24 protein-coding genes are annotated in these 22,501 nt (G+C 34.1%); all 24 read left to right on the forward strand.

The window, feature by feature from the left end; all coding sequences use genetic code 11:
- Positions 1-16 precede the first annotated feature (16 nt).
- The 24 genes from AST02_RS10080 (at position 17) to atpA (ending at position 22,482) form a co-directional block, all read left to right on the forward strand.
- The gene (locus AST02_RS10080) at positions 17-877 is read left to right on the forward strand and encodes a GNAT family N-acetyltransferase (RefSeq protein WP_069817674.1); all 861 of its coding nucleotides are present in this window, start codon (positions 17-19) and stop codon (positions 875-877) included.
- A gap of 109 nt (positions 878-986) precedes the next feature.
- Entirely contained in the window at positions 987-1,526 is a 540-nt protein-coding gene (rpoE, locus tag AST02_RS10085; RefSeq protein WP_069817675.1) for a DNA-directed RNA polymerase subunit delta, read from the forward strand.
- Between the two features lie 334 nt (positions 1,527-1,860).
- Positions 1,861-3,471 (forward strand): CTP synthase, encoded by a 1,611-nt coding sequence (locus AST02_RS10090; protein ID WP_046466151.1) that lies wholly within the window; start codon positions 1,861-1,863, stop codon positions 3,469-3,471.
- Between the two features lie 367 nt (positions 3,472-3,838).
- Positions 3,839-4,699, forward strand: a complete 861-nt coding sequence (gene fdaB, locus AST02_RS10095) for a class IIb fructose-bisphosphate aldolase FdaB (protein ID WP_046466150.1) — start codon at positions 3,839-3,841, stop codon at positions 4,697-4,699.
- A gap of 316 nt (positions 4,700-5,015) precedes the next feature.
- Positions 5,016-6,275 (forward strand): UDP-N-acetylglucosamine 1-carboxyvinyltransferase, encoded by a 1,260-nt coding sequence (locus AST02_RS10100; RefSeq protein ID WP_046466149.1) that lies wholly within the window; start codon positions 5,016-5,018, stop codon positions 6,273-6,275.
- Positions 6,276-6,362: 87 nt separating this feature from the next.
- The gene (locus tag AST02_RS10105) at positions 6,363-6,686 is read left to right on the forward strand and encodes a winged helix-turn-helix transcriptional regulator (protein ID WP_002511426.1); all 324 of its coding nucleotides are present in this window, start codon (positions 6,363-6,365) and stop codon (positions 6,684-6,686) included.
- A gap of 272 nt (positions 6,687-6,958) precedes the next feature.
- The gene (locus tag AST02_RS10110; RefSeq protein WP_069817676.1) at positions 6,959-8,386 is read left to right on the forward strand and encodes an aldehyde dehydrogenase family protein; all 1,428 of its coding nucleotides are present in this window, start codon (positions 6,959-6,961) and stop codon (positions 8,384-8,386) included.
- A gap of 182 nt (positions 8,387-8,568) precedes the next feature.
- The gene (gene rho / locus AST02_RS10115; protein ID WP_046466147.1) at positions 8,569-9,885 is read left to right on the forward strand and encodes a transcription termination factor Rho; all 1,317 of its coding nucleotides are present in this window, start codon (positions 8,569-8,571) and stop codon (positions 9,883-9,885) included.
- Positions 9,886-10,028: 143 nt separating this feature from the next.
- Positions 10,029-10,286 carry a type B 50S ribosomal protein L31 gene (locus tag AST02_RS10120; protein WP_046466146.1) on the forward strand — a complete coding sequence of 86 codons (258 nt, stop codon included), beginning with the start codon at positions 10,029-10,031 and terminating at the stop codon, positions 10,284-10,286.
- Positions 10,287-10,491: 205 nt separating this feature from the next.
- Positions 10,492-11,091 carry a thymidine kinase gene (locus tag AST02_RS10125; protein ID WP_002507065.1) on the forward strand — a complete coding sequence of 200 codons (600 nt, stop codon included), beginning with the start codon at positions 10,492-10,494 and terminating at the stop codon, positions 11,089-11,091.
- Complete coding sequence (gene prfA / locus AST02_RS10130) at positions 11,091-12,167, forward strand: peptide chain release factor 1 (protein ID WP_069817677.1); 1,077 nt, start codon at positions 11,091-11,093, stop codon at positions 12,165-12,167. The genes AST02_RS10125 and prfA overlap by 1 nt, the downstream gene beginning before the upstream one ends.
- Positions 12,154-12,990 (forward strand): peptide chain release factor N(5)-glutamine methyltransferase, encoded by an 837-nt coding sequence (gene prmC / locus AST02_RS10135; protein WP_069817678.1) that lies wholly within the window; start codon positions 12,154-12,156, stop codon positions 12,988-12,990. The genes prfA and prmC overlap by 14 nt, the downstream gene beginning before the upstream one ends.
- A 93-nt stretch (positions 12,991-13,083) precedes the next feature.
- Complete coding sequence (locus AST02_RS10140; protein WP_069817679.1) at positions 13,084-14,127, forward strand: L-threonylcarbamoyladenylate synthase; 1,044 nt, start codon at positions 13,084-13,086, stop codon at positions 14,125-14,127.
- On the forward strand, positions 14,124-14,546 hold the full coding sequence (locus AST02_RS10145; RefSeq protein ID WP_046466142.1) for a low molecular weight protein arginine phosphatase: 423 nt from the start codon (positions 14,124-14,126) through the stop codon (positions 14,544-14,546). The genes AST02_RS10140 and AST02_RS10145 overlap by 4 nt, the downstream gene beginning before the upstream one ends.
- A 149-nt stretch (positions 14,547-14,695) precedes the next feature.
- Positions 14,696-15,220, forward strand: coding sequence for a TIGR01440 family protein (locus tag AST02_RS10150; RefSeq protein ID WP_069817680.1), 525 nt, complete (start codon positions 14,696-14,698; stop codon positions 15,218-15,220).
- A gap of 23 nt (positions 15,221-15,243) precedes the next feature.
- Positions 15,244-16,482, forward strand: a complete 1,239-nt coding sequence (glyA, locus tag AST02_RS10155) for a serine hydroxymethyltransferase (protein ID WP_069817681.1) — start codon at positions 15,244-15,246, stop codon at positions 16,480-16,482.
- Between the two features lie 18 nt (positions 16,483-16,500).
- Positions 16,501-17,130: a uracil phosphoribosyltransferase gene (upp, locus tag AST02_RS10160; RefSeq protein WP_002507072.1), complete on the forward strand. Its 630-nt coding sequence runs from the start codon at positions 16,501-16,503 to the stop codon at positions 17,128-17,130.
- Positions 17,131-17,152: 22 nt separating this feature from the next.
- Positions 17,153-18,286, forward strand: coding sequence for a non-hydrolyzing UDP-N-acetylglucosamine 2-epimerase (gene wecB / locus AST02_RS10165; RefSeq protein ID WP_046466139.1), 1,134 nt, complete (start codon positions 17,153-17,155; stop codon positions 18,284-18,286).
- 153 nt (positions 18,287-18,439) lie between these two features.
- A complete protein-coding gene (locus AST02_RS10170) occupies positions 18,440-18,790 on the forward strand; it encodes an ATP synthase subunit I (RefSeq protein ID WP_069817682.1) in 351 nt (116 codons plus the stop codon).
- A 28-nt stretch (positions 18,791-18,818) separates the two neighbouring features.
- On the forward strand, positions 18,819-19,541 hold the full coding sequence (atpB, locus tag AST02_RS10175) for a F0F1 ATP synthase subunit A (RefSeq protein WP_046466137.1): 723 nt from the start codon (positions 18,819-18,821) through the stop codon (positions 19,539-19,541).
- 39 nt (positions 19,542-19,580) lie between these two features.
- Positions 19,581-19,787 (forward strand): F0F1 ATP synthase subunit C, encoded by a 207-nt coding sequence (gene atpE, locus AST02_RS10180; RefSeq protein ID WP_002507076.1) that lies wholly within the window; start codon positions 19,581-19,583, stop codon positions 19,785-19,787.
- A gap of 96 nt (positions 19,788-19,883) precedes the next feature.
- Positions 19,884-20,411 carry a F0F1 ATP synthase subunit B gene (locus tag AST02_RS10185; RefSeq protein ID WP_021339776.1) on the forward strand — a complete coding sequence of 176 codons (528 nt, stop codon included), beginning with the start codon at positions 19,884-19,886 and terminating at the stop codon, positions 20,409-20,411.
- On the forward strand, positions 20,411-20,950 hold the full coding sequence (locus tag AST02_RS10190; protein ID WP_069817683.1) for a F0F1 ATP synthase subunit delta: 540 nt from the start codon (positions 20,411-20,413) through the stop codon (positions 20,948-20,950). The genes AST02_RS10185 and AST02_RS10190 overlap by 1 nt, the downstream gene beginning before the upstream one ends.
- 20 nt (positions 20,951-20,970) lie before the next feature.
- Positions 20,971-22,482, forward strand: a complete 1,512-nt coding sequence (atpA, locus tag AST02_RS10195; protein ID WP_069817684.1) for a F0F1 ATP synthase subunit alpha — start codon at positions 20,971-20,973, stop codon at positions 22,480-22,482.
- Positions 22,483-22,501 lie beyond the last annotated feature (19 nt).

The following is a 22,501-nucleotide window of genomic DNA, read 5'->3' on the forward strand; positions in this document are numbered from 1 at the left end:
AAATAGGGGATTAGATATGTTTATTAAAAAACAATTTGAAGGAATTACAGTTCAAGTATATGAAGATAAATATAAAGATGCACTTTATAATTTTAAATTGAACGAGCGCCAACAAATTTATTCATCTTTACCGAGTGAAGTATTGGAAGATGCATTGCAAGATAAAGATAGAATTGCAAACATTGCATTGAATAAAAAAGGGGAAGTTGTAGGATTTTTCGTTTTACATCAGTATTATCAACATGAAGGTTACGATACACCAAAGCAAGTGATTTATGTTAGATCATTATCTGTTAACCAAAATTTTCAAGGTTATGGTTATGGTACTAAAATGATGATGTATCTGCCACAATATGTACAATCTTTATTTCCGGATTTCAATCACTTATATTTAGTTGTTGACGCAGAAAATGAAAGTGCGTGGAATGTTTATGAACGTGCTGGTTTTATGCATACTGCAACTAAAGAAGAAGGGCCACTTGGGAAAGAAAGATTATATTATTTAGACTTAGATTCAAACCATGTATCGTCATTGAAGTTAAAGCCAAATACGGAAGATGTGCCTTTCAATATTCATATTATTGATTTATATAAAGATGGAAACAAAGTAGGATTTATGGCAGTAGAAAAACATGAGCAACGTATGAATATTTCTTCTGTAGAGGTTAATAAAGCAGAAAGACATCATGGTATTGCGGAAAGTGCTTTGAGACAACTTTCGACATATATTAGAAAACATTTTGACGATGTCAGTTTATTGACAATTACGTTATATGGTGAGAATAATGAATTAAAACCGTTATGTATCAATAGTAATTTTGTTGAAATTGAGTCTGCGGATGATTTTAAGGTATTTGAAAAACATATAAATTATTAATAGAGATTGCGAAATCACGAATTGTCATTTATAATTTACATTTGTTATTATTACTTAAGATGAACTTAGTACGGATTTGGATAAATGCCTTTGAAAGGAAGAATAAATAATGAGAATTCAAGATTATACAAAAGAAATGGTTGATGAGAAATCATTTATCGATATGGCCTATACGCTATTAAATGAAAAAAACAGTACTATGAATTTATACGATATCATCGATGAATTTAAAGCACTTGGACATTATGAAGACCATGAAGTAGAACAGAGAATTGTACAATTCTATACAGACTTAAATACTGACGGTCGTTTTTTAAACGTTGGAGAAAATATTTGGGGATTACGCGATTGGTATTCAGTAGATGATATTGAAGAAAAAATTGCGCCAACGATTCAAAAATTCGATATTTTGGATGATGATGCAGAAGAAGATAAAAATTTAAAATTACTTGGTGAAGATGAAGCTGATGACGATGATGACATCCCTGCTGTAACTGATGATCAAGAAACTTTAAATGATCCCGAAGAGCCAAAAGAGGACGAAGTTGAAGAAGAAGGCATTGTTATTGATGAAGAAGATGAGGACTTCGATGATGATGACGAAGAAGATGAAGAAGACGAAGAGACCGAAGAAGAAACTAAAAAATAATTATTAGAGATTTAATTGACTTTTCTCGTGAAAATGATAAAATTTTATTCGGGCTCCTTTAATTAGGACGACGTGTATAAATATTATACGCTCCCCCTTACAACGATGTGAGAGGGAGCGATTTTTTTATTTAAATGACTATAAAAAATTTATGAATTCTTTGAAATTTGGTAGTTGCATAGAGCAACAATTTATACATATGAAAATAATAAATGATAATTATAATATGTAAAACACGCTATTACACAAAAAAATTAAGCAATTGAGTTTAAAAATTCGATGTCAATATCGGTATTGATTGAAAAAAACTGTTTTAATAACTAGGAGGCAGAACATGACAAAATTTATTTTTGTAACTGGTGGAGTTGTTTCTTCATTAGGAAAAGGTATCACAGCAGCATCTTTAGGAAGACTATTAAAAGATAGAGGGTTAAAAGTAACAATTCAAAAATTCGACCCATATTTAAACGTAGATCCTGGGACGATGAGTCCATATCAACATGGTGAAGTTTTTGTTACTGATGATGGTGCAGAGACAGACTTAGACTTAGGACACTATGAACGATTTATCGATATTAACTTAAATAAATATTCTAATGTTACAGCTGGTAAAGTGTATTCTCACGTATTGAAGAAAGAACGTCGTGGTGATTATTTAGGAGGAACAGTACAAGTTATCCCTCATATCACAAATGAAATTAAAGAACGTTTACTTTTAGCAGGAGAAAGCACAAATGCTGATGTTGTTATCACTGAAATCGGTGGAACAACAGGGGATATAGAATCATTACCATTTATTGAAGCTATTAGACAAATTCGCAGTGACTTAGGTCGCGAAAATGTAATGTATGTACACTGTACATTATTACCGTATATTAAAGCTGCTGGAGAAATGAAAACGAAACCAACACAACATAGTGTAAAAGAATTACGCGGTTTAGGCATTCAGCCTGATTTGATTGTGGTTCGTACAGAATATGAATTAACACAAGATTTAAAAGATAAGATCGCTTTATTCTGTGATATCGACAAAGCAAGTGTAATAGAGTGTCGCGATGCTGAATCACTATATGAAATTCCTTTACAGTTAAGCAAACAAGATATGGAAAACATCGTGATTGATCGTTTAGAGTTAAATCCAAAATACGAAACACAGTTAGATGAATGGCAATATTTACTAGATACAGTGAATAATTTAGATGGCAAAGTGACAATTGGCTTAGTAGGTAAATATGTTAGTCTTCAAGATGCTTATTTATCAGTTGTTGAATCATTAAAACATGCAGGTTATCCATTTAAAAAAGATATTGAAGTAAGATGGATTGATTCTAGTGAAGTGACAGACGAAAATGTCTCAGAAATATTATCAGATGTAGATGGTATTTTAGTGCCCGGCGGATTTGGCTTCCGTGCAAGTGAAGGAAAAATTTCTGCGATTAAATATGCACGTGAAAATAACGTACCATACTTTGGTATATGTCTAGGTATGCAATTAGCAACAGTTGAATTTGCTAGAAATGTACTTAACCTTGAAGGTGCACACTCAGCAGAGTTAGATCCAAACACGCCTTATCCAATTATTGATTTACTACCTGAACAAAAAGATATTGAAGATCTAGGCGGTACATTACGTTTAGGACTTTATCCTTGTCATATTAAAGAGGGTACATTAGCACACTCAATTTACAATGAAACTAATATTGAAGAAAGACATCGTCATCGTTATGAGTTTAACAATGAATACAGAGAACAGTTAGAAGCAAACGGTATGGTATTCTCAGGTACAAGCCCTGATGGTCGCTTAATTGAAATGGTAGAAATTCCTGAAAATGACTTCTTTGTAGCTTGCCAATTCCATCCTGAATTTTTATCAAGACCTAACCGTCCACAACCAATTTTCAAAGCATTTATTGAAGCTTCTTTAAAAAATAAACAATCTAAATAAAAACTTAAAATAAAAATGACGCATGTTAGCTAAGTAATTAAAGGTTACAGTTAGCAATGCGTCTTTTTTATATTACTTAATTGTTGAATAGCATTATGCATTAATAATTGAAGTTTTTATAAATAGTTCAAAATTCATGTTATTTATTTTAAATGATTTCATAATTATATTTTTATAATTACTGTAAAATAAGATGTATACTATAACAAATTCACAAAAGTCAGCAGAAAAACGTCTATTTTTATGGTTTTAAAAAGAAAAAATAATTAAAAGCGCTTACAATTGTTTAGAATAATGCAAAAGCTTTCTAATTTTGATATAATTAGATTGTAAAAATATGTGCTTAAAGCACCAAGGAGGAACTTTCATGCCTTTAGTTTCAATGAAAGAAATGTTAATAGACGCAAAAGAAAATGGTTATGCAGTTGGTCAATACAACTTAAATAACTTAGAATTTACACAAGCTATCTTAGAAGCTTCACAAGAAGAGAATGCTCCAGTTATTTTAGGTGTATCTGAAGGTGCTGCTCGCTATATGGGTGGTTTCTACACTGTAGTTAAAATGGTTGAAGGGTTAATGCACGACAAAGAAATCACTGTTCCTGTAGCAATCCACTTAGACCATGGTTCAAGCTTTGAAAAATGTAAAGAAGCGATTGATGCTGGATTTACATCAGTAATGATCGATGCTTCTCATGGTTCATTTGAAGATAACGTTGAAATCACTTCAAAAGTGGTTGAATATGCGCATGAACATGGCGTATCAGTTGAAGCTGAATTAGGTACTGTAGGCGGACAAGAAGACGATATTATCGCTGAAGGTGTTATCTATGCAGATCCTAAAGAGTGTCAAGAACTTGTTGAAAGAACAGGCATTGATACATTAGCACCAGCATTAGGTTCAGTACACGGGCCATATAAAGGTGAACCTAAATTAGGATTTAAAGAAATGGAAGAAATTGGTGCTTCTACAGGATTACCGTTAGTATTACACGGCGGTACTGGTATCCCAACTAAAGATATCCAAAAAGCTATTCCTTTCGGCACAGCAAAAATTAACGTTAATACAGAAAATCAAATCACTTCTGCTAAAGCAGTACGTGAAGCATTAGATAAAGATAAAGAAGTGTATGATCCTCGTAAATATTTAGGACCAGCACGTGAAGCAATCAAAGCAACGGTTATTGGTAAAATTAAAGAGTTTGGTACATCTAACCGAGCAAAATAATTTAATCTATATTACAAATGAGGCTGAGACATGTAATTATGTCCCAGTCTCATTTTTTTATGTTATAATTGCTATCGTTTGGTAAAGAGGTTATTATTAAAGCCAAACTATTTACATAAATCTCAAACAAAATATATATAATTATGATTTAAAACATAAAATAATGGGAAATAAAAACTATAGTAAATAATTTATATGTAACTTGCATCACTTAATTTTAATTTTAAAAAGTTTTAGTAAACTGATGTACTTTGCAAACTGGAAAAAAGTAATTTATAATGCAAATAATGATTGCAAGTCAAAGGAGAACAAGCGAATGGCTCAAGAAGTGATAAAAATTAGAGGTGGACAAACACTTAAAGGTGAAGTGGACATCCACGGTGCTAAAAACAGTGCAGTAGCAATTATACCTGCAGCAATCCTGGCTGAAGAAAAAGTAACAATTGAAGGTCTTCCAGAAATTTCTGATGTAGAAACATTGGTTAGTCTATTAGGGGATTTAAATATTAAAACAGAATTAGATGGTATGACATTAAAGGTCGATCCTACTGACATTGAAAATGCACCATTACCTAATAATAAAGTCGAGTCTTTACGTGCCTCTTATTATATGATGGGTGCAATGTTAGGTAGATTTAAAAAATGTGTCATTGGTTTACCTGGAGGTTGTCCATTAGGACCAAGACCGATTGATCAACATATCAAAGGTTTTAAAGCTTTAGGAGCGAAGATTGATGAATCTAGTGAGACTTCTATGAAAATTGAAGCTGACAAATTAACTGGTGCAAATATCTTTTTAGATATTGTGAGTGTTGGTGCCACAATTAATATTATGCTTGCAGCTGTACGAGCTGAAGGCCATACTGTCATTGAAAACGCAGCTAAAGAACCAGAAGTTGTTGACGTAGCAACATATTTAATTGGTCTAGGTGCTGATATTAAGGGCGCAGGTACAAGTACGATTAAGATTAATGGTGTGGATCATCTTCACGGTTCTCATCATCAGGTTATCCCAGATAGAATAGAAGCTGGAACGTATATGTGTATCGCTGCAGCTTGTGGTGAGGATATTCAAATTAATAATATTATTCCAACACATGTTGAACCATTAACTGTAAAGTTAAAAGAATTAGGCGTTGATATTCAAGTTGGAGACGATAGTGCTAAAATTAAACGTAGTACGCCTTATTCAAGCGTTGACATTAAAACTTTAGTCTATCCTGGATTTGCTACAGACTTACAACAACCTATTACGCCGCTATTATTTATGGCAGATGGTGTATCATTTGTGACTGAGACTATATACCCAGCGCGTTTTAGACACGTTGATGAATTAAAAAATATGGGTGGCAATATCAATGCAGATGATGGTACAGCAACTATTAAGCCATCTAAATTAACAGGAGCAGAAGTATATGCAAGTGACTTACGTGCAGGCGCATCTCTTATTGTTGCTGGTTTATTAGCAGAAGGTGTTACCACAATTTACAACGTAAAACATATTTATCGTGGCTACACTAATATTGTGAGTACTTTAGAATCATTAGGTGCAGATATTTGGACTGAAGAAATTTAGAAAATGTGGTATACTTAATATACTAAGTACTTGAAACATATTATAGTAACTCAGATTATAGAATAAAAACGATATGAGGTGATGACCATGGAGGTTTGCCCTTATCTTGAAGAGACCTTTAAAATAGTAGGTAGAAGTTGGAATGGTCTTATTATTAATTATTTGTCTAGGTGTCCAGAAAAATCTGCTCATTTTTCGGATATGAAACGTGATTTGAAAACAATTACACCACGTGCACTTAGCATAAAATTAACAGACCTAAGTGAATGGGGTCTTGTAGAGAAAAAAATAGTTTCTACAAGCCCGATGAACATATTATACCAACTTACGGATAAAGGTGATGCACTAGCGGCAGCATTAGTACCAATGGAAAAGTGGGCGCAAGATTTTATTGAACTTGAAAATCAATAATATCAAAGTCTATGAATGAAGATTTAAAGCGTTATAAGAGAAGTCTATGACATGTCATAGACTTCTTTTTTTGTTTCCAAAAAAGAAAAAATATTTTGTAACTTATAAATTGTGAGGTTCAAGGTTATTGTTGAGACTAATCATTAATGAAAAATGATTAGAAAACGCTTAATAACAACGTTTGTAGTCATATAGCGTGAGCAGTAATGTTTAAAAATATAGAATCTCGGTTAGAATATAATTATCACCACAAATTAGGGAGTGAATTATTGATGAGAAATTTCACTAAACAATATATTAACGGAGAATGGATTGAAAGCACTAGTGGAGAAACACTAGAAGTGATTAATCCAGCAACAGAAGAAGTAGCAGGTACAATTGCGAAAGGTAATAAAGAAGATGTTGATAAAGCAGTAGACGCTGCAGAAAATGTGTATCTAGAATTTAGACACAGCTCAATAGAAGAAAGAAGAACACTATTAGATAAAATAGTACAAGAATATAAAAATAGAAAAGATGATCTTATAGAGGCAATTACTGACGAATTAGGTGCACCTCTATCAGTATCAGAAAAAGTACATTATCAAATGGGACTAGATCACTTTGAAGCAGCACGTGATGCATTAGATAATTTTGAATTTGAAGAACGTCGTGGCGATGATTTAGTTGTGAAGGAAGCAATTGGTGTTTCTGGCTTAATTACACCTTGGAATTTCCCGACAAACCAAACTTCATTGAAATTGTCTGCCGCTTTTGCAGCAGGTAGTCCAGTCGTATTAAAACCATCTGAAGAGACGCCGTTTGCCGCAATTATTTTGGCTGAGATTTTTGATAAAGTAGGCGTGCCAAAAGGTGTGTTTAACTTAGTGAATGGTGATGGACAAGGTGTAGGTAATCCATTAAGCGAACATCCGAAAGTAAGAATGATGTCATTCACTGGCTCTGGCCCAACTGGTTCAAGCATTATGAAAAAAGCAGCTGAAGACTTCAAAAAAGTATCACTTGAATTAGGTGGTAAATCACCATATATTATTTTAGATGATTCAGATATTGAGGGCGCAGCAAGTGCAGCAACTGGTAAAGTTGTTAGCAACACTGGTCAAGTTTGTACTGCAGGTACAAGAACATTAGTACCTGCAAGTCTAAAAGAAGAATTCTTAACAGCTGTAAAAGAAAAATTCAGCCAAGTTAAAGTCGGTGATCCACGCGAAGAGGGCACTCAAGTTGGTCCAATCATAAGTAAAAAACAATTTGACCAAGTACAATCATATATCGATAAAGGTATTGAAGAAGGTGCAGAATTATTCTATGGTGGACCTGGTAAACCTGAAGGCTTAGAAAAAGGTTACTTTGCACGCCCAACAATATTTAATAACGTTGATAATAGTATGACAATCGCACAAGAAGAAATTTTTGGCCCAGTAATGTCAATTATCACTTACAATGATTTAGATGAAGCAATTAAAATTGCAAATGATACTAAATATGGCTTAGCTGGATATGTTTACGGTAATGACAAAGACACATTACACAAAGTAGCACGTTCAATTGAAGCTGGTACAGTAGAAATTAATGAAGCTGGTCGCAAATCAGACTTACCATTTGGCGGTTATAAACAATCTGGTATTGGACGCGAATGGGGCGACTACGGCATCGAAGAATTCCTAGAAGTTAAGTCTATTGCTGGCTATTACAAATAATAAATTTTAGCAGTAATTAAATAATTTAAATGAAGCAAGGCAGTTTAACTGTCTTGCTTTTATAATTTATAAAAACTGAAATACATTTTGTAATTAAATAAGAAATTTGCTATAGTTATAAAAGTAAGTAGCGTAGCACGCTGCGTTATTTAAAAACTTATTTATGAAATGGGTGCAAGATAATGCCTGATAAAGTACGAACATCACCTCAGTATGAATCGTTCCACGAATTATACAAAAATTACACTACTAAAGATCTCACTCAAAAAGCAAAATCTCTAAAACTAACAAATTATAGTAAACTTAATAAAAAAGAACTTGTTCTTGCCATTATGGAAGCACAAATGGAAAAAGACGGTAATTATTATATGGAGGGTGTATTAGATGACATCCAACAAGATGGTTATGGTTTCCTTAGAACAGTTAATTATTCAAAAGGTGAAAAAGATATTTATATCTCTGCCAGCCAAATACGTCGTTTTGAAATCAAACGCGGCGATAAAGTTACTGGTAAAGTAAGAAAACCCAAGGATAATGAAAAGTATTATGGTTTACTACAAGTTGATTTTGTAAACGACGAGAATGCAGAAGAAGTTAAAAAAAGACCTCACTTTCAAGCGTTAACACCATTATATCCTGAAGAGCGAATTGTATTAGAAACAACGAAACAAAATTTTTCGACTCGTATTATGGATTTAATTACGCCAATTGGTTTGGGCCAACGTGGACTTATTGTTGCACCGCCAAAAGCTGGTAAAACGTCTCTATTAAAAGAGATTGCTAACGCTATTGCTATCAACAAACCAGATGCAGAATTATTTGTATTATTAGTCGGAGAACGTCCAGAAGAAGTAACAGATATTGAACGCTCTGTTGAATCTGCTGAAGTTGTGCACTCTACATTTGATGAGCCACCACAACACCATGTTAAAGTTGCAGAGCTTTTATTGGAACGTGCAAAAAGACTTGTTGAAGTAGGGAAAGATGTCATTATATTAATGGATTCAATTACAAGGTTAGCTCGTGCATACAACCTTGTCATACCGCCAAGCGGACGTACATTATCCGGTGGTTTAGATCCTGCGTCATTACACAAGCCAAAAGCATTTTTCGGTGCTGCTAGAAATATTGAAGCTGGTGGCAGTATGACGATATTAGCTACAGCGTTAGTTGATACAGGGTCACGTATGGACGATATGATTTACGAAGAATTTAAAGGTACTGGTAACATGGAATTACATCTAGACCGTAAATTGGCAGAACGTCGTGTATTTCCAGCTATTGATATCGGTCGTAGTTCAACGCGTAAAGAAGAATTACTTATTTCTCCAAAAGATTTAGAGTCATTATGGCAATTACGTAATATGTTTACTGATTCAATTGATTTTACAGAAAGATTTGTACGTAAATTAAAACGTACAGAAAATAATGCAGAATTTTTTGAGCAATTACAAAAGGCTGCTAAAGAAAGCACTAAAACAGGCAAACCAATTATTTAAGTTGAAATTAGCGAAGTGTTATCAAGCTAATATATGATTTAGGGTTGCGTTTTGGTTTTAAAGCAATTATAATTATCAAGTATTGGGTAAAAACTCACAAACAACTCTGTTCCAGATGGTTCAGGGCAAAGGAGCTGAAAATAATGAGAAAAAATATTCATCCTGAATACCACAATGTAATCTTTTTAGATACAACTACGAATTTTAAATTCCTAAGTGGTTCAACAAAATCTTCAAAAGAGACTATGGAATGGGAAGATGGCAACGAATACCCAGTTATTCGTTTAGATGTTTCATCTGATTCACATCCATTCTACACAGGACGCCAAAAATTCGCTGCTGCGGATGGCCGTGTGGAACGTTTCAACAAAAAATTCGGAATCAAATCAAGCGACGAGTAATCGTTGTTATAAGGCATTCTCATTATATGAGAATGCTTTTTTGTTTTAGTTAGCGTTTTATAAATATAAGTCCCTAATTGAGAACATTACAATTTTAATAATTTTTATACATAAAATAACTCAATATCTTGAAGAAATAGCATATTTCAAATTAAAAAATATGCTATAATGAATCGATTATGTTTTGAAAAAGGTGGAACGCATAATGTATGAAACTTATCATTCCGGGTGGATTGAATGTATTACTGGAAGCATGTTTAGTGGTAAATCTGAAGAGTTAATTCGTCGATTAAGACGAGGCCTTTATGCTAAGCAAAAAGTAGTTGTATTTAAACCAGCTATAGATGACCGCTATCATAAAGATAAGATTGTTTCTCATAATGGCAACGCTATTGAAGCAATTAATATTTCGACAGCGGCTGAGATACTTAAGCACGATTTGTCAGATACAGATGTTATAGGCATCGATGAAGTGCAGTTTTTTGAAGAAGGTGTAGTTAATATTGTTGAACAATTAGCTAAAAAAGGCCATAGAGTCATTACAGCGGGATTAGATATGGATTTCCGAGGGGAACCGTTTGAACCTATTCCACACCTACTAGCAGTAAGTGAAGAAGTGACTAAACTACAAGCTGTTTGTGCTGTTTGTGGTGCATCTTCAAGCCGCACGCAAAGGTTGATTGATGGTAACCCAGCAAAAATAGATGATCCAGTTATATTAGTTGGTGCAAATGAAAGTTATGAACCAAGATGCAGAGCGCATCATATTGTCGCACCAAGTAATAATATGAAGGAGGAAATGTAGTGTTTGATCAATTAGATATCGTAGAAGAAAGATACGAACAATTAAATGAATTGTTAAGTGATCCAGATGTAGTAAGCGATCCAGATAATTTAAGAAAATATTCAAAAGAACAATCAGATCTACAAAAAACTGTAGAAGTATATCGCAATTATAAACAAGTTAAAGAAGACATTGTTGAAATAGAAGAAATGTTGAAAGAAACAAAAGATAGTGATGAAATTGAGATGTTAAAAGAAGAACACCAATCACTTAACACTCAAGTTCCTGCACTAGAAGAGAACCTTAAATTTTTACTTATTCCTAAAGATCCTAACGATGAGAAAGACGTTATTGTTGAAATACGTGCTGCTGCTGGTGGAGATGAAGCCGCAATTTTTGCAGGGAATTTATTTAGAATGTATTCTAAATACGCTGAAGCACAACGCTATAAAACAGAAATTGTAGAAGCTGCTGAAAGTGACCATGGTGGTTATAAAGAAATCAGTTTCTCAATTTCAGGATCAGGCGCATATAGTAAGTTGAAATATGAAAATGGCGCCCACCGTGTACAACGCGTACCTGAGACCGAATCTGGCGGACGTATCCATACATCAACTGCTACAGTAGCAGTATTACCAGAGGTCGAAGATGTAGAAATTGAAGTGCGTAACGAAGATATTAAGGTAGATACTTATCGTTCAAGTGGCGCGGGTGGACAACATGTCAATACTACGGATTCAGCTGTACGTATTACACATATTCCGACTGGAATCATTGCAACATCTTCAGAAAAATCACAAATTCAAAACCGTGAAAAAGCTATGAAGGTTTTGAAAGCACGTTTATTTGATATGAAATTACAAGAAGAACAACAAAAATATGCAGCGCAACGTAAATCGGCAGTAGGTTCTGGTGATCGTTCAGAGCGTATTAGAACGTATAATTATCCTCAAAGTCGAGTGACTGACCACCGTATTGGTTTAACGATTCAGAAGTTAGATCAAGTAATGGAAGGGAAATTAGACGAAGTGATAGATGCATTAACATTAGCTGAACAAACTGATAAATTGAAAGAACTTAACAATGGTGAATTATAAAACACGACTGACTAATGCAAAAAAGAAATGCATTGAACTAGACATTGAAACTACTCGAGCAGAATGGTTAATGTTAGATCTATTGCAATGGAGTAAAGCAGATTATTTGATGTATAAGGATGAGGTAATGTCGGATATACATTTAAAATTATATGACGACGCTGAAGTTCGAATGTTAAAAGGTGAACCGATTCAGTATATTGTTGGAAGCCAATCATTTTATGGTGAAACATTCAAGGTGACTGAAGATTGTTTAATACCTAGACCTGAAACTGAGGAAGTCATGTTACACTTTTATCACGAAATTCATTCGAATGATACAATTGTTGATATTGGTACAGGTAGTGGCAATATTCCAATTATACTCAAGAAGATGAATCGTTCATTAACTGTCTATGCTACAGATTTATATGATACGGCATTAGCTGTAGCGCAAGAAAATGCGCTTAATCATCAAGTAGATATTCACTTTTTGCAGGGTGATGCATTAGCACCTTTAATAGAACAAGGTATAAAAGTGAATGGTTTAATTTCTAATCCGCCTTATATTGATGATAGTGAAGCTGCACTGATGGATGACACAGTATTGAAGTATGAACCACATTCTGCATTATTTGCAGAAGATAATGGATATAAGGTCTATGATGCAATATTAAATCAATTACCGGAAGTACTTCTGCCGAATGCAAAGGTCGTTTTTGAAATTGGTTATAAACAAGGTCAAACATTGAAACAAAAAATACAATCTAAATATCCTTCATTAGATGTTCAAATTATAAAAGATATTAATAATAACGATAGAATTATTTCTTTCGAGTGGTAATAAGAAGTTATGTACTGAACATGATAAATCATGAGAGTGCATAACTTTTTATTTTATTCTAAAATGAATCATGAGAAGAAAGGGCGGGGCTAAATGGAAACGAAGATTTGGGATTTACGACAGTATAAAAATGAAATCAATCAATTTCCAGATATAAATGAAATCAAGCACATCTTCGAACAAGGAGGCTTGATTGCAATACCAACAGAAACAGTATATGGTCTTGGTGCAGACGCGAGAAATGCTGAAGCAATCAAAAAGATATATGAAGCAAAAGGTAGACCTTCAGATAACCCGTTGATTGTACATATACATGACTTAAAACAAATAGAGCATTTTACACAAGATATAACAGACGAAATTAAATTATTGATGAAACATTTTTGGCCTGGACCAATTTCTTTTATATTACCGCTTAAAAAAGGATACTTATGTGAAAGTGTAAGTGGTGGTTTATCATCAATTGCTGTTAGAATGCCAAGCCATTCAATCGGCAGACAAATTTTACAATTTGTAGACATACCAATAGCAGCACCGAGCGCAAATTTAAGTGGTAGACCCTCTCCTACAACATTTGAGCACGTTTATTCAGACTTAAATGGTCGCATCGATGGCATGATAAACGGTGATCAAAGTGAAGAAGGTTTGGAAAGTACTGTGTTAGATTGCACACAGTTTCCATTTAGAATTGCTAGACCGGGTTCAATAACAAAACCGATGATTGAAGCGGTGTTACCTCATAGCGTATCTACAGCAAACACTTTTGATAACGATAAACCAATCGCACCAGGAATGAAATATAAACATTATGCGCCAGATACACCGTTACAAATTGTTCAAGCATTTAATGTAAAGCCTTCAGAAGAAAGAGATTGGAGTCAAACAGCATTTATCGTTCCAAGTGATAAGCGAGCGCTTGTACCTGAGGGGTCCGTTTTTATAGAATTGTGTAAAAATGAAAATGATATTAAAGGTGCGAATCATAACCTTTATAAAATATTGCATCAAATCGACCAAAATGAACAAATTAAAACAGCATTTATTTATGGCTTTGATATCACTGATCGTACCGTAGCGATTATGAATAGAATGATGAAAGCTGCAAGTCAAACCATTGTTAAAGGAGATCAACTATGAGAATAATTTTTGTTTGTACTGGTAATACGTGTAGAAGTCCAATGGCTGAAAGTATTGCCAAAGCAAAAATGCCTGAATATATCATAGAATCACGAGGTGTTTTTGCTCAAGATGGTCAGCCTACGTCTCAGAACACACTGAGCATTATAAATGAACATCATTTACCATTACCGAATAATGCTAAACGTTTTACTGTAGAGGATTTAAATGCTGATTTAATATTAACAATGTCACAATCGCACAAAGAAGCGATACAACAAATATATGGAGAAACAGGAAATGTGTATACAATCACGGAATATGTTCAGCAAGAAGGAGAAATCACTGATCCATATGGTGGAACGTTATATGATTATAATAAAATATATAATGAATTAAATTTGTTGATAGATACTTTAAAAAATAAAATATTAAAGTAATAATTTTGTTAAAGTAGTATGAGTGAGTAGTTAAATACGTTATAATAATATACGTATAGCGAAATTGCTATCGTCTAATCTTGTATGTCTCATAGCATCAAGGTGTTTAAATACTTTTTTTAAATCATTATTTTAAAAGGGGTGGGAGAATGGAAGATCTAAAGTTATTGTTAAATGAGTTAAAGACTAAATCTTTCTTTAAAGCAGATGAATTATGTGTGATTGGTTGTTCTACATCCGAAGTAATTGGTGAGCGTATAGGTAGTGTAGGTTCTATGGATGTAGCACAAGAAATATTTGAAGCATTAAAGGAAATTGAGAATGATACAAATGTTTCTTTTGTATTTCAAGGCTGTGAACATATTAACAGGGCAATAACGATAGAAAGGTCTAAGTTCAATCCCCTTACAATGGAAGAAGTGTCTGTTATACCAGATGTTCATGCAGGTGGTAGCTTAGCAACTTATGCTTACCAACATATGCAAGATCCAATGGTTGTTGAACAAATAACAGTGCCAAAAGGTATTGATATAGGTCAAACATTAATTGGCATGCATATTGCGCATGTAGCCATTCCAGAACGTACAAGTATTAAACAGATTGGTGAGGCAGTTGTTACAATCGCTTCTTCAAGACCTAAGAAAATTGGTGGCGAAAGAGCAAAATATAACTAATACAGAACGAGGGGGATTTACCTATGTCATTTATTCAAGAGCAAGATAAAGAAATATATGAAGTGATTCAAAATGAATTTAACCGTCAAAATAACAATATCGAGCTGATTGCTTCAGAGAACTTTGTTTCTGAAGCAGTTATGGAAGCGCAAGGTTCAGTATTAACGAACAAATATGCTGAAGGCTATCCAAACAGAAGATACTATGGTGGATGTGAATACGTGGATGTGTCTGAAACATTAGCTATCGAACGTGCCAAACAACTTTTTGGTGCTGAACACGTTAACGTACAGCCACACTCTGGGTCACAAGCAAATATGGCTGTTTATCTAGTAGCATTAGAACACGGTGATACTGTATTAGGTATGAATTTAAGTCATGGTGGTCACTTAACACATGGTTCGCCTGTTAACTTTAGTGGACAATTTTATAACTTTGTTGAGTATGGCGTAGACAAAGAAAATGAACAAATTGATTATGATGAAGTGTTAAGAGTAGCTAAAGAAAATAAACCTAAATTAATTGTCGCAGGCGCATCGGCTTATTCTCGAACTATTGATTTCAAACGATTCAAAGAGATTGCAGATGAAGTAGGGGCAAAATTAATGGTAGATATGGCGCATATTGCAGGTTTAGTTGCGGTTGGTTTACATCAAAACCCTGTTGAATATGCAGATTTTGTAACTACTACAACACATAAAACATTACGCGGCCCTCGTGGTGGAATGATTTTATGTAAAGAAGAGTACAAAAAGCAAATTGATAAAAAAATCTTCCCTGGTATTCAAGGTGGACCGTTAGAACACGTTATTGCTGGGAAAGCAGTTGCTTTTGGTGAAGCACTACAAGACGACTTCAAAACATATCAGCAACAAGTAGTTAATAATGCTAAAACGTTAGCAGACACATTAACTAAAGAAGGCTATAGAGTCGTTTCAGGCGGCACAGATAATCATTTAGTATCTGTAGATGTTAAAGGTTCAGTAGGTATCACTGGTAAAGTAGCTGAAGAAACATTAGATGCTGTAGGTATTACATGTAATAAAAATACAATTCCGTTTGATCAGGAAAAACCATTTGTAACAAGTGGTGTTCGTTTAGGTACGCCTGCTGCAACAACACGCGGATTTGACGAAGCTGCTTTTGAAGAAGTTGCAAAAATCATCAGTTTAGTTTTAAGAAATCCAGAAGATGAAAAAGCATTAGAAGAAGGAAAAGAAAGAGTTAAAGCATTAACTACAAAACATCCTTTATACAATTAAAATTGGAGGAAGTAAATTATGGGCAAAGTACATGTTTTTGATCACCCACTTATTCAACACAAATTAAGTTACATTCGAGACGTACATACAGGGACTAAAGAATTCAGAGAATTAGTAGATGAAGTAGGTATGTTAATGGCATACGAAGTAACAAGAGATTTAGAATTACAAGATGTAGAAATAGATACACCGGTAACTAAAATGGTAGCTAAAAGATTAACGGGTAAAAAATTAGCATTTGTACCAATTTTAAGAGCTGGGTTAGGTATGACACAAGGTATTTTAAACTTAGTACCAGCAGCGAGAATAGGTCACGTGGGTCTATATAGAGATCCTGAAACACTTGATGCAGTTGAATATTTTGTGAAATTACCCCAAGATATCGAAGAAAGAGAAATTGTAGTCGTAGACCCAATGTTAGCGACAGGTGCTTCAGCAATTGAAGCAATCAATTCTCTTAAAAAACGTGGTGCGAAAAACATTCGTTTTATGTGTTTAGTTGCTGCGCCTGAAGGTGTAGAAAAATTACAAGAAGCACATGAAGATGTAGATATTTTTATAGCTGCATTAGATGAGAAATTAGATGATCATGCATATATTACACCTGGTTTAGGTGATGCTGGAGACCGTTTATTCGGAACAAAATAGTTTTACCCAGGAGTGGAGTAGAATGAAGAAAATAATGACTGTGTTCGGGACACGTCCTGAGGCAGTGAAAATGGCGCCGCTTGTATTAGCATTGCGAGATGATGCTGAGTTGGAACCGATAGTAGTAGTTACTGCACAGCATAGAGAAATGTTAGATTCTGTATTGGAAAGCTTTCATATTACGCCAGATTACGATTTGGATATTATGAAACAAGGCCAATCATTATCTGAAATTACTTCTCGTATTTTGACTAAATTAGAGGACGTTATTAAGGAAGAGCAACCAGATATGATACTTGTGCATGGTGACACCATGTCAACTTTCGCTGGAAGTTTGGCAGCATTATATAATCAAATTCCTATTGGCCATGTGGAAGCAGGGTTAAGAACTTGGGATAAATATGCTCCATTTCCTGAAGAAATGAATAGACAAATGGTAGGGGTAATGGCAGATTTGAACTTTGCCCCTACTAATAATGCTGCAGAAAATCTTATTGCGGAAAATAAACCATCAGATACTGTAGTAGTTACTGGAAATACTGCAATTGATGCCATGAAGACTACTATACATGAACATTATCAATCTGATATTATCGACAGACATAAAGATAAACGTATTATTTTACTAACTGCGCACAGACGTGAAAATATTGGAGCGCCAATGGAACACATTTTTAAAGCAGTAAGAGATATTGTCGATAAATATGAAGATGTAGTAGTCGTTTACCCTGTACATAAAAATCCAAAAGTAAGAAGCATTGCAGATTTATACTTATCTAACCATGATCGAATTGAATTGATCGAACCATTAGAAGTAGTTGATTTTCATAATTTTGCGCATCATTCTTATTTGATATTAACGGATTCAGGTGGAGTTCAAGAAGAAGCGCCATCTCTAGGTAAACCGGTACTAGTTTTAAGAGAAGCAACTGAAAGACCAGAAGGTGTAGAAGCAGGCACACTGAAAATTGTTGGTACAAATGCGCAAATGATTTTTGATGCTACGCAAGCATTATTGGAAGACAAGCAATTGTACAAATCAATGAGTGAAGCACGCAACCCTTATGGTGATGGAAATGCATCAAATAGAATTTGTGAAAATATAAAGTATTATTTTCATCTAATTCCTCAAAAACCTAGTTTTTTTAAATATTAATAGTGGTAAATGTGTCGTTTTTGTGACAAGTGTATAAAAAATTAAACTACATTTTGAATAGAATTGACACCTTTACCGCCCTATATTATTATTAAAACTGTATGATTGAAATGGTTTTCATCATTGAATGAAAAAATGAAGTGAGGCACAGTAATGAAACGTTTCAACATCATTTTTCAACAGTATATACAATTTTATTTATATGGTATAGTTGTACTGTTATTTGTGTTTATTTTCACAAGTTCGCCATTTATTTTAGGACTTATCATAGGCATGATTGGATCACTTATTAATACTTTTACTTTCGAGTTTTACTTAGCGAAAGCTAAACAAAAAGATAATATACATATTTCAACGGGCAACGTTTGGAGATATTTGATTGTGATTCTTGCATGTTGTATTTGGTATTTTTATAAGGACTATATAAATATAATTGGTGTGGTTATTGGTTTAATGATTTCTTATGTGTTAATAGTTTTGAAACCGTTTTTACACAAGGAATAAAATCTTAATATGAAAGAGGTGAGAAAGCATGGATCATAAAGACCCTCTAGTCAGTTGGAATGTATTCGGTCTAGACATCGTGTTTAACCTATCATCAATTATGATGTTGGTTATTACAGCGCTTATTGTTTTTGTCATAGCTATTATTTGTACACGCAACCTCAAGAAACGTCCATCTGGTAAGCAAAACTTTATAGAGTGGGTTTTTGACTTTGTAAGAGGAGTTATCGAAAGTAACATGGCATGGTCTAAAGGTGGTCAATTCCATTTCCTTGCTGTTACATTAATATTCTTCATATTTGTCAGTAATATGATTGGATTACCTTTTCAATTAATTTCAGGTCATACACTGTGGTGGAAATCACCAACAGCTGATGCAACTGTTACTTTGACATTGTCAACTTTAGTTATCCTTTTAACACACTATTACGGTGTTAAAATGAAGGGTCCAAAAGGATACTTCCAGAACTATACTAAGCCTATATTCTTATTACCTATTAATATCTTTGAAGAATTCACTTCAACATTGACATTAGGTTTACGACTATACGGTAATATCTTTGCAGGTGAGTTACTGCTTGGTTTATTAGCAGGTTTAGTTATCGGTTTCCCAGCATGGGGATGGTTGATTGGTATCCCAGGTTTAATTGTTTGGCAAGGGTTCTCAATATTTATTGGTACAATTCAGGCTTATATTTTTGTAATGCTTTCAATGGTATACATGTCCCATAAAGTTCAGGACAGTCATTAATTTAAAAAAATTAAAAAGAAAAATTAGGAGGATTTATAAATGAATTTAATCGCAGCAGCAATCGCAATCGGCTTATCAGCACTAGGTGCAGGTATTGGTAATGGTCTTATCGTTTCAAGAACAGTAGAAGGTGTAGCACGTCAACCAGAAGCACGTGGTCAATTAATGGGTATTATGTTCATTGGTGTTGGCTTAGTTGAAGCACTACCAATCATCGGTGTAGTTATCGCTTTCATGTCACTATAATTAAACCAGTTTTATGGCGAAGTCTTGTTGACTTTCGCCGTTCGTTTTTATCCATATGTCTTATAATTATAATGAATGAAAGGAGTGTCTATGTAAGTGACTGCTACGACAAATATGTTCGTACTTGGTGCGGCTGACACTAGTGGTGTTCAGTGGGGAACAATTCTTGTTACCCTTGTAACTTTTCTTATATTAGTAGCTTTATTGAAAAAATTCGCTTGGGGTCCGTTAAAAGGTGTAATGGATCAACGTGAACATGATATTAATAAAGATATAGATGATGCTGAACAAGCTAAATTAAATGCACAGAAGTTAGAAGAACAAAACAAACAAACGCTAAAAGAAACACAAGATGAGGTTCAAAAGATTTTAGAAGATTCTAAAGTCCAAGCCCGCAAACAGCATGAAGAAATTATTCATGAAGCAAACATTAGAGCAAATGGCATGATTGAAACAGCACAGAATGAAATCAACAGTGAAAAAGAACGTGCAATTGCTGATATTAATAATCAAGTTTCTGAACTTTCAGTACTGATTGCATCAAAAGTACTTCAAAAAGAAATTTCAGGCAAAGATCAAAAAGAATTAGTTGAAAAGTACATTAAAGAGGCAGGCGATAAATAATGGCTATCATAGCAAAAAAATATGCCAAGGCTTTATTTGATACTGCTAAAGACACAAACAATCTTGAAATGATGTACGAAGAATTTTCAACAATCAACGAAGCAGTACAACCTGAAACAAAAAAATTACAAGCATTGGATGCAGATCCACAAAAAGATGTACAACAGCGTCGTAGTTTTGCAAAAGTAGTGTTTGGTCATGCCAATCAATACTTACAAAACATGTTAGCGATTCTTGCAAGTAACCGTCATCTTTCTTACATTCATGAAATATATATAGAATTTGAAGCTTTATTTAATCAACATCACAATCAAGAATATGCTGTAGTTGAATCAGTATATGAATTGTCAGATGAAGATTTGGAACGTATTGATACGATAATTAAATCACGTACAAATTACTCTAAAATCATGATTACAAATAAAATCAATCCAGACCTTATCGGTGGTGTCCGAGTTAAAGTTGGAACGAAAGTCATGGACGCAAGTATTAAAAATGACCTTGCACAATTAGAGAAACAATTTATTAGAGTGAAATAAAAATTTAAGGAGTGACATAGATGGCCATTAAAGCTGAAGAAATCAGTGCATTACTTCGCTCACAAATAGAAAATTATGAGTCAGAAATGGCTGTTACTGATGTAGGTACAGTACTACAAATAGGTGATGGTATAGCATTAATCCACGGATTAAATGATGTTATGGCTGGTGAGCTAGTAGAATTTAATAGCGGCGTTCTAGGTTTAGCACAAAACTTAGAAGAGTCAAATGTAGGTGTCGTAATTTTAGGCCCATACGACGACATTAAAGAAGGGGACGAAGTAAAACGTACTGGACGTATTATGGAAGTTCCTGTTGGTGAAGAATTACTTGGCCGTGTTGTTAATCCATTAGGACAACCAATAGATGGACAAGGACCTGCTAACACAACAAAGACACGCCCAGTTGAGAAAAAAGCAACTGGTGTAATGGATCGTAAATCAGTTGATGAGCCATTACAAACAGGTATTAAAGCGATTGACGCATTAGTACCAATTGGCCGTGGTCAACGTGAATTAATTATAGGTGACCGTCAAACTGGTAAAACGACAGTAGCAATTGATACGATTTTAAACCAAAAAAATCAAGATACGATTTGTATTTATGTTGCAATCGGTCAAAAAGATTCAACTGTACGTACAAACGTTGAAAAATTACGTCAAGAAGGCGCGTTGGATTATACAATTATTGTTTCTGCTTCTGCAGCTGATCCAGCACCAATGCTTTATATTGCACCGTATTCTGGTGTAGCTATGGCTGAAGAGTTCATGTTCGATGGTAAGGATGTATTAATTGTTTATGATGATTTAACAAAACAAGCTGCGGCTTATCGTGAATTATCATTACTATTACGTAGACCTCCAGGCCGTGAAGCTTACCCTGGTGACGTGTTCTACTTACATAGTAGATTATTAGAAAGAGCAGCAAAATTAAACGATGAATTAGGTGGCGGTTCAATTACTGCATTACCAATTATCGAAACACAAGCTGGCGACATCGCAGCATATGTACCAACAAACGTTATTTCAATCACTGATGGACAAATATTCTTACAATCAGACTTATTCTTCTCTGGTGTAAGACCTGCAATCAATGCTGGTCAGTCAGTATCACGTGTTGGTGGTTCTGCACAGATTAAAGCAATGAAAAAAGTTGCGGGTACTTTACGTTTAGACTTAGCGTCTTTCCGTGAATTAGAATCATTTGCTCAATTTGGTTCTGATTTAGATGAATTTACTGCACAAAAATTAGAACGTGGTAAACGTACTGTTGAAATTTTAAAACAAGATAAAAACCAACCACTACCTGTAGAGAACCAAGTATTAATTATTTATGCTCTAACTAAAGGTTATTTAGATGATATTCCAGTTGAAGATATCACTCGTTTTGAAGCAGAATTAAATCAATGGGCGAAATCAAATGCCTCTGAATTATTAGACGAAATCAAAACTTCTGGTGCTTTACCTAACGAAGATGCATTTGAATCAGCTATTACTGAATTCAAAAAAAGTTTCAGTAAAACAGAAGCATAATAGTTATAGTAAATAAAAG

It is taken from the genome of Staphylococcus equorum, from assembly GCF_001747895.1.
Taxonomy (GTDB): domain Bacteria; phylum Bacillota; class Bacilli; order Staphylococcales; family Staphylococcaceae; genus Staphylococcus; species Staphylococcus equorum_A.

What these genes read in the sequence shown, in the direction of transcription:
- AST02_RS10190 (WP_069817683.1), top strand. Translation starts at nt 20,411, where the DNA reads ATGGCTATCATAGCAAAAAAATATGCCAAGGCTTTATTTGATACTGCT.
- AST02_RS10120 (WP_046466146.1), top strand. Translation starts at nt 10,029, where the DNA reads ATGAGAAAAAATATTCATCCTGAATACCACAATGTAATCTTTTTAGAT.
- atpE (WP_002507076.1), top strand. Translation starts at nt 19,581, where the DNA reads ATGAATTTAATCGCAGCAGCAATCGCAATCGGCTTATCAGCACTAGGT.
- rpoE (WP_069817675.1), top strand. Translation starts at nt 987, where the DNA reads ATGAGAATTCAAGATTATACAAAAGAAATGGTTGATGAGAAATCATTT.
- AST02_RS10080 (WP_069817674.1), top strand. Translation starts at nt 17, where the DNA reads ATGTTTATTAAAAAACAATTTGAAGGAATTACAGTTCAAGTATATGAA.
- rho (WP_046466147.1), top strand. Translation starts at nt 8,569, where the DNA reads ATGCCTGATAAAGTACGAACATCACCTCAGTATGAATCGTTCCACGAA.
- atpA (WP_069817684.1), top strand. Translation starts at nt 20,971, where the DNA reads ATGGCCATTAAAGCTGAAGAAATCAGTGCATTACTTCGCTCACAAATA.
- prmC (WP_069817678.1), top strand. Translation starts at nt 12,154, where the DNA reads ATGGTGAATTATAAAACACGACTGACTAATGCAAAAAAGAAATGCATT.
- AST02_RS10090 (WP_046466151.1), top strand. Translation starts at nt 1,861, where the DNA reads ATGACAAAATTTATTTTTGTAACTGGTGGAGTTGTTTCTTCATTAGGA.
- upp (WP_002507072.1), top strand. Translation starts at nt 16,501, where the DNA reads ATGGGCAAAGTACATGTTTTTGATCACCCACTTATTCAACACAAATTA.
- AST02_RS10150 (WP_069817680.1), top strand. Translation starts at nt 14,696, where the DNA reads ATGGAAGATCTAAAGTTATTGTTAAATGAGTTAAAGACTAAATCTTTC.
- AST02_RS10145 (WP_046466142.1), top strand. Translation starts at nt 14,124, where the DNA reads ATGAGAATAATTTTTGTTTGTACTGGTAATACGTGTAGAAGTCCAATG.
- AST02_RS10170 (WP_069817682.1), top strand. Translation starts at nt 18,440, where the DNA reads ATGAAACGTTTCAACATCATTTTTCAACAGTATATACAATTTTATTTA.
- AST02_RS10125 (WP_002507065.1), top strand. Translation starts at nt 10,492, where the DNA reads ATGTATGAAACTTATCATTCCGGGTGGATTGAATGTATTACTGGAAGC.
- AST02_RS10140 (WP_069817679.1), top strand. Translation starts at nt 13,084, where the DNA reads ATGGAAACGAAGATTTGGGATTTACGACAGTATAAAAATGAAATCAAT.
- AST02_RS10100 (WP_046466149.1), top strand. Translation starts at nt 5,016, where the DNA reads ATGGCTCAAGAAGTGATAAAAATTAGAGGTGGACAAACACTTAAAGGT.
- wecB (WP_046466139.1), top strand. Translation starts at nt 17,153, where the DNA reads ATGAAGAAAATAATGACTGTGTTCGGGACACGTCCTGAGGCAGTGAAA.
- AST02_RS10105 (WP_002511426.1), top strand. Translation starts at nt 6,363, where the DNA reads ATGGAGGTTTGCCCTTATCTTGAAGAGACCTTTAAAATAGTAGGTAGA.
- atpB (WP_046466137.1), top strand. Translation starts at nt 18,819, where the DNA reads ATGGATCATAAAGACCCTCTAGTCAGTTGGAATGTATTCGGTCTAGAC.
- glyA (WP_069817681.1), top strand. Translation starts at nt 15,244, where the DNA reads ATGTCATTTATTCAAGAGCAAGATAAAGAAATATATGAAGTGATTCAA.
- fdaB (WP_046466150.1), top strand. Translation starts at nt 3,839, where the DNA reads ATGCCTTTAGTTTCAATGAAAGAAATGTTAATAGACGCAAAAGAAAAT.
- AST02_RS10110 (WP_069817676.1), top strand. Translation starts at nt 6,959, where the DNA reads ATGAGAAATTTCACTAAACAATATATTAACGGAGAATGGATTGAAAGC.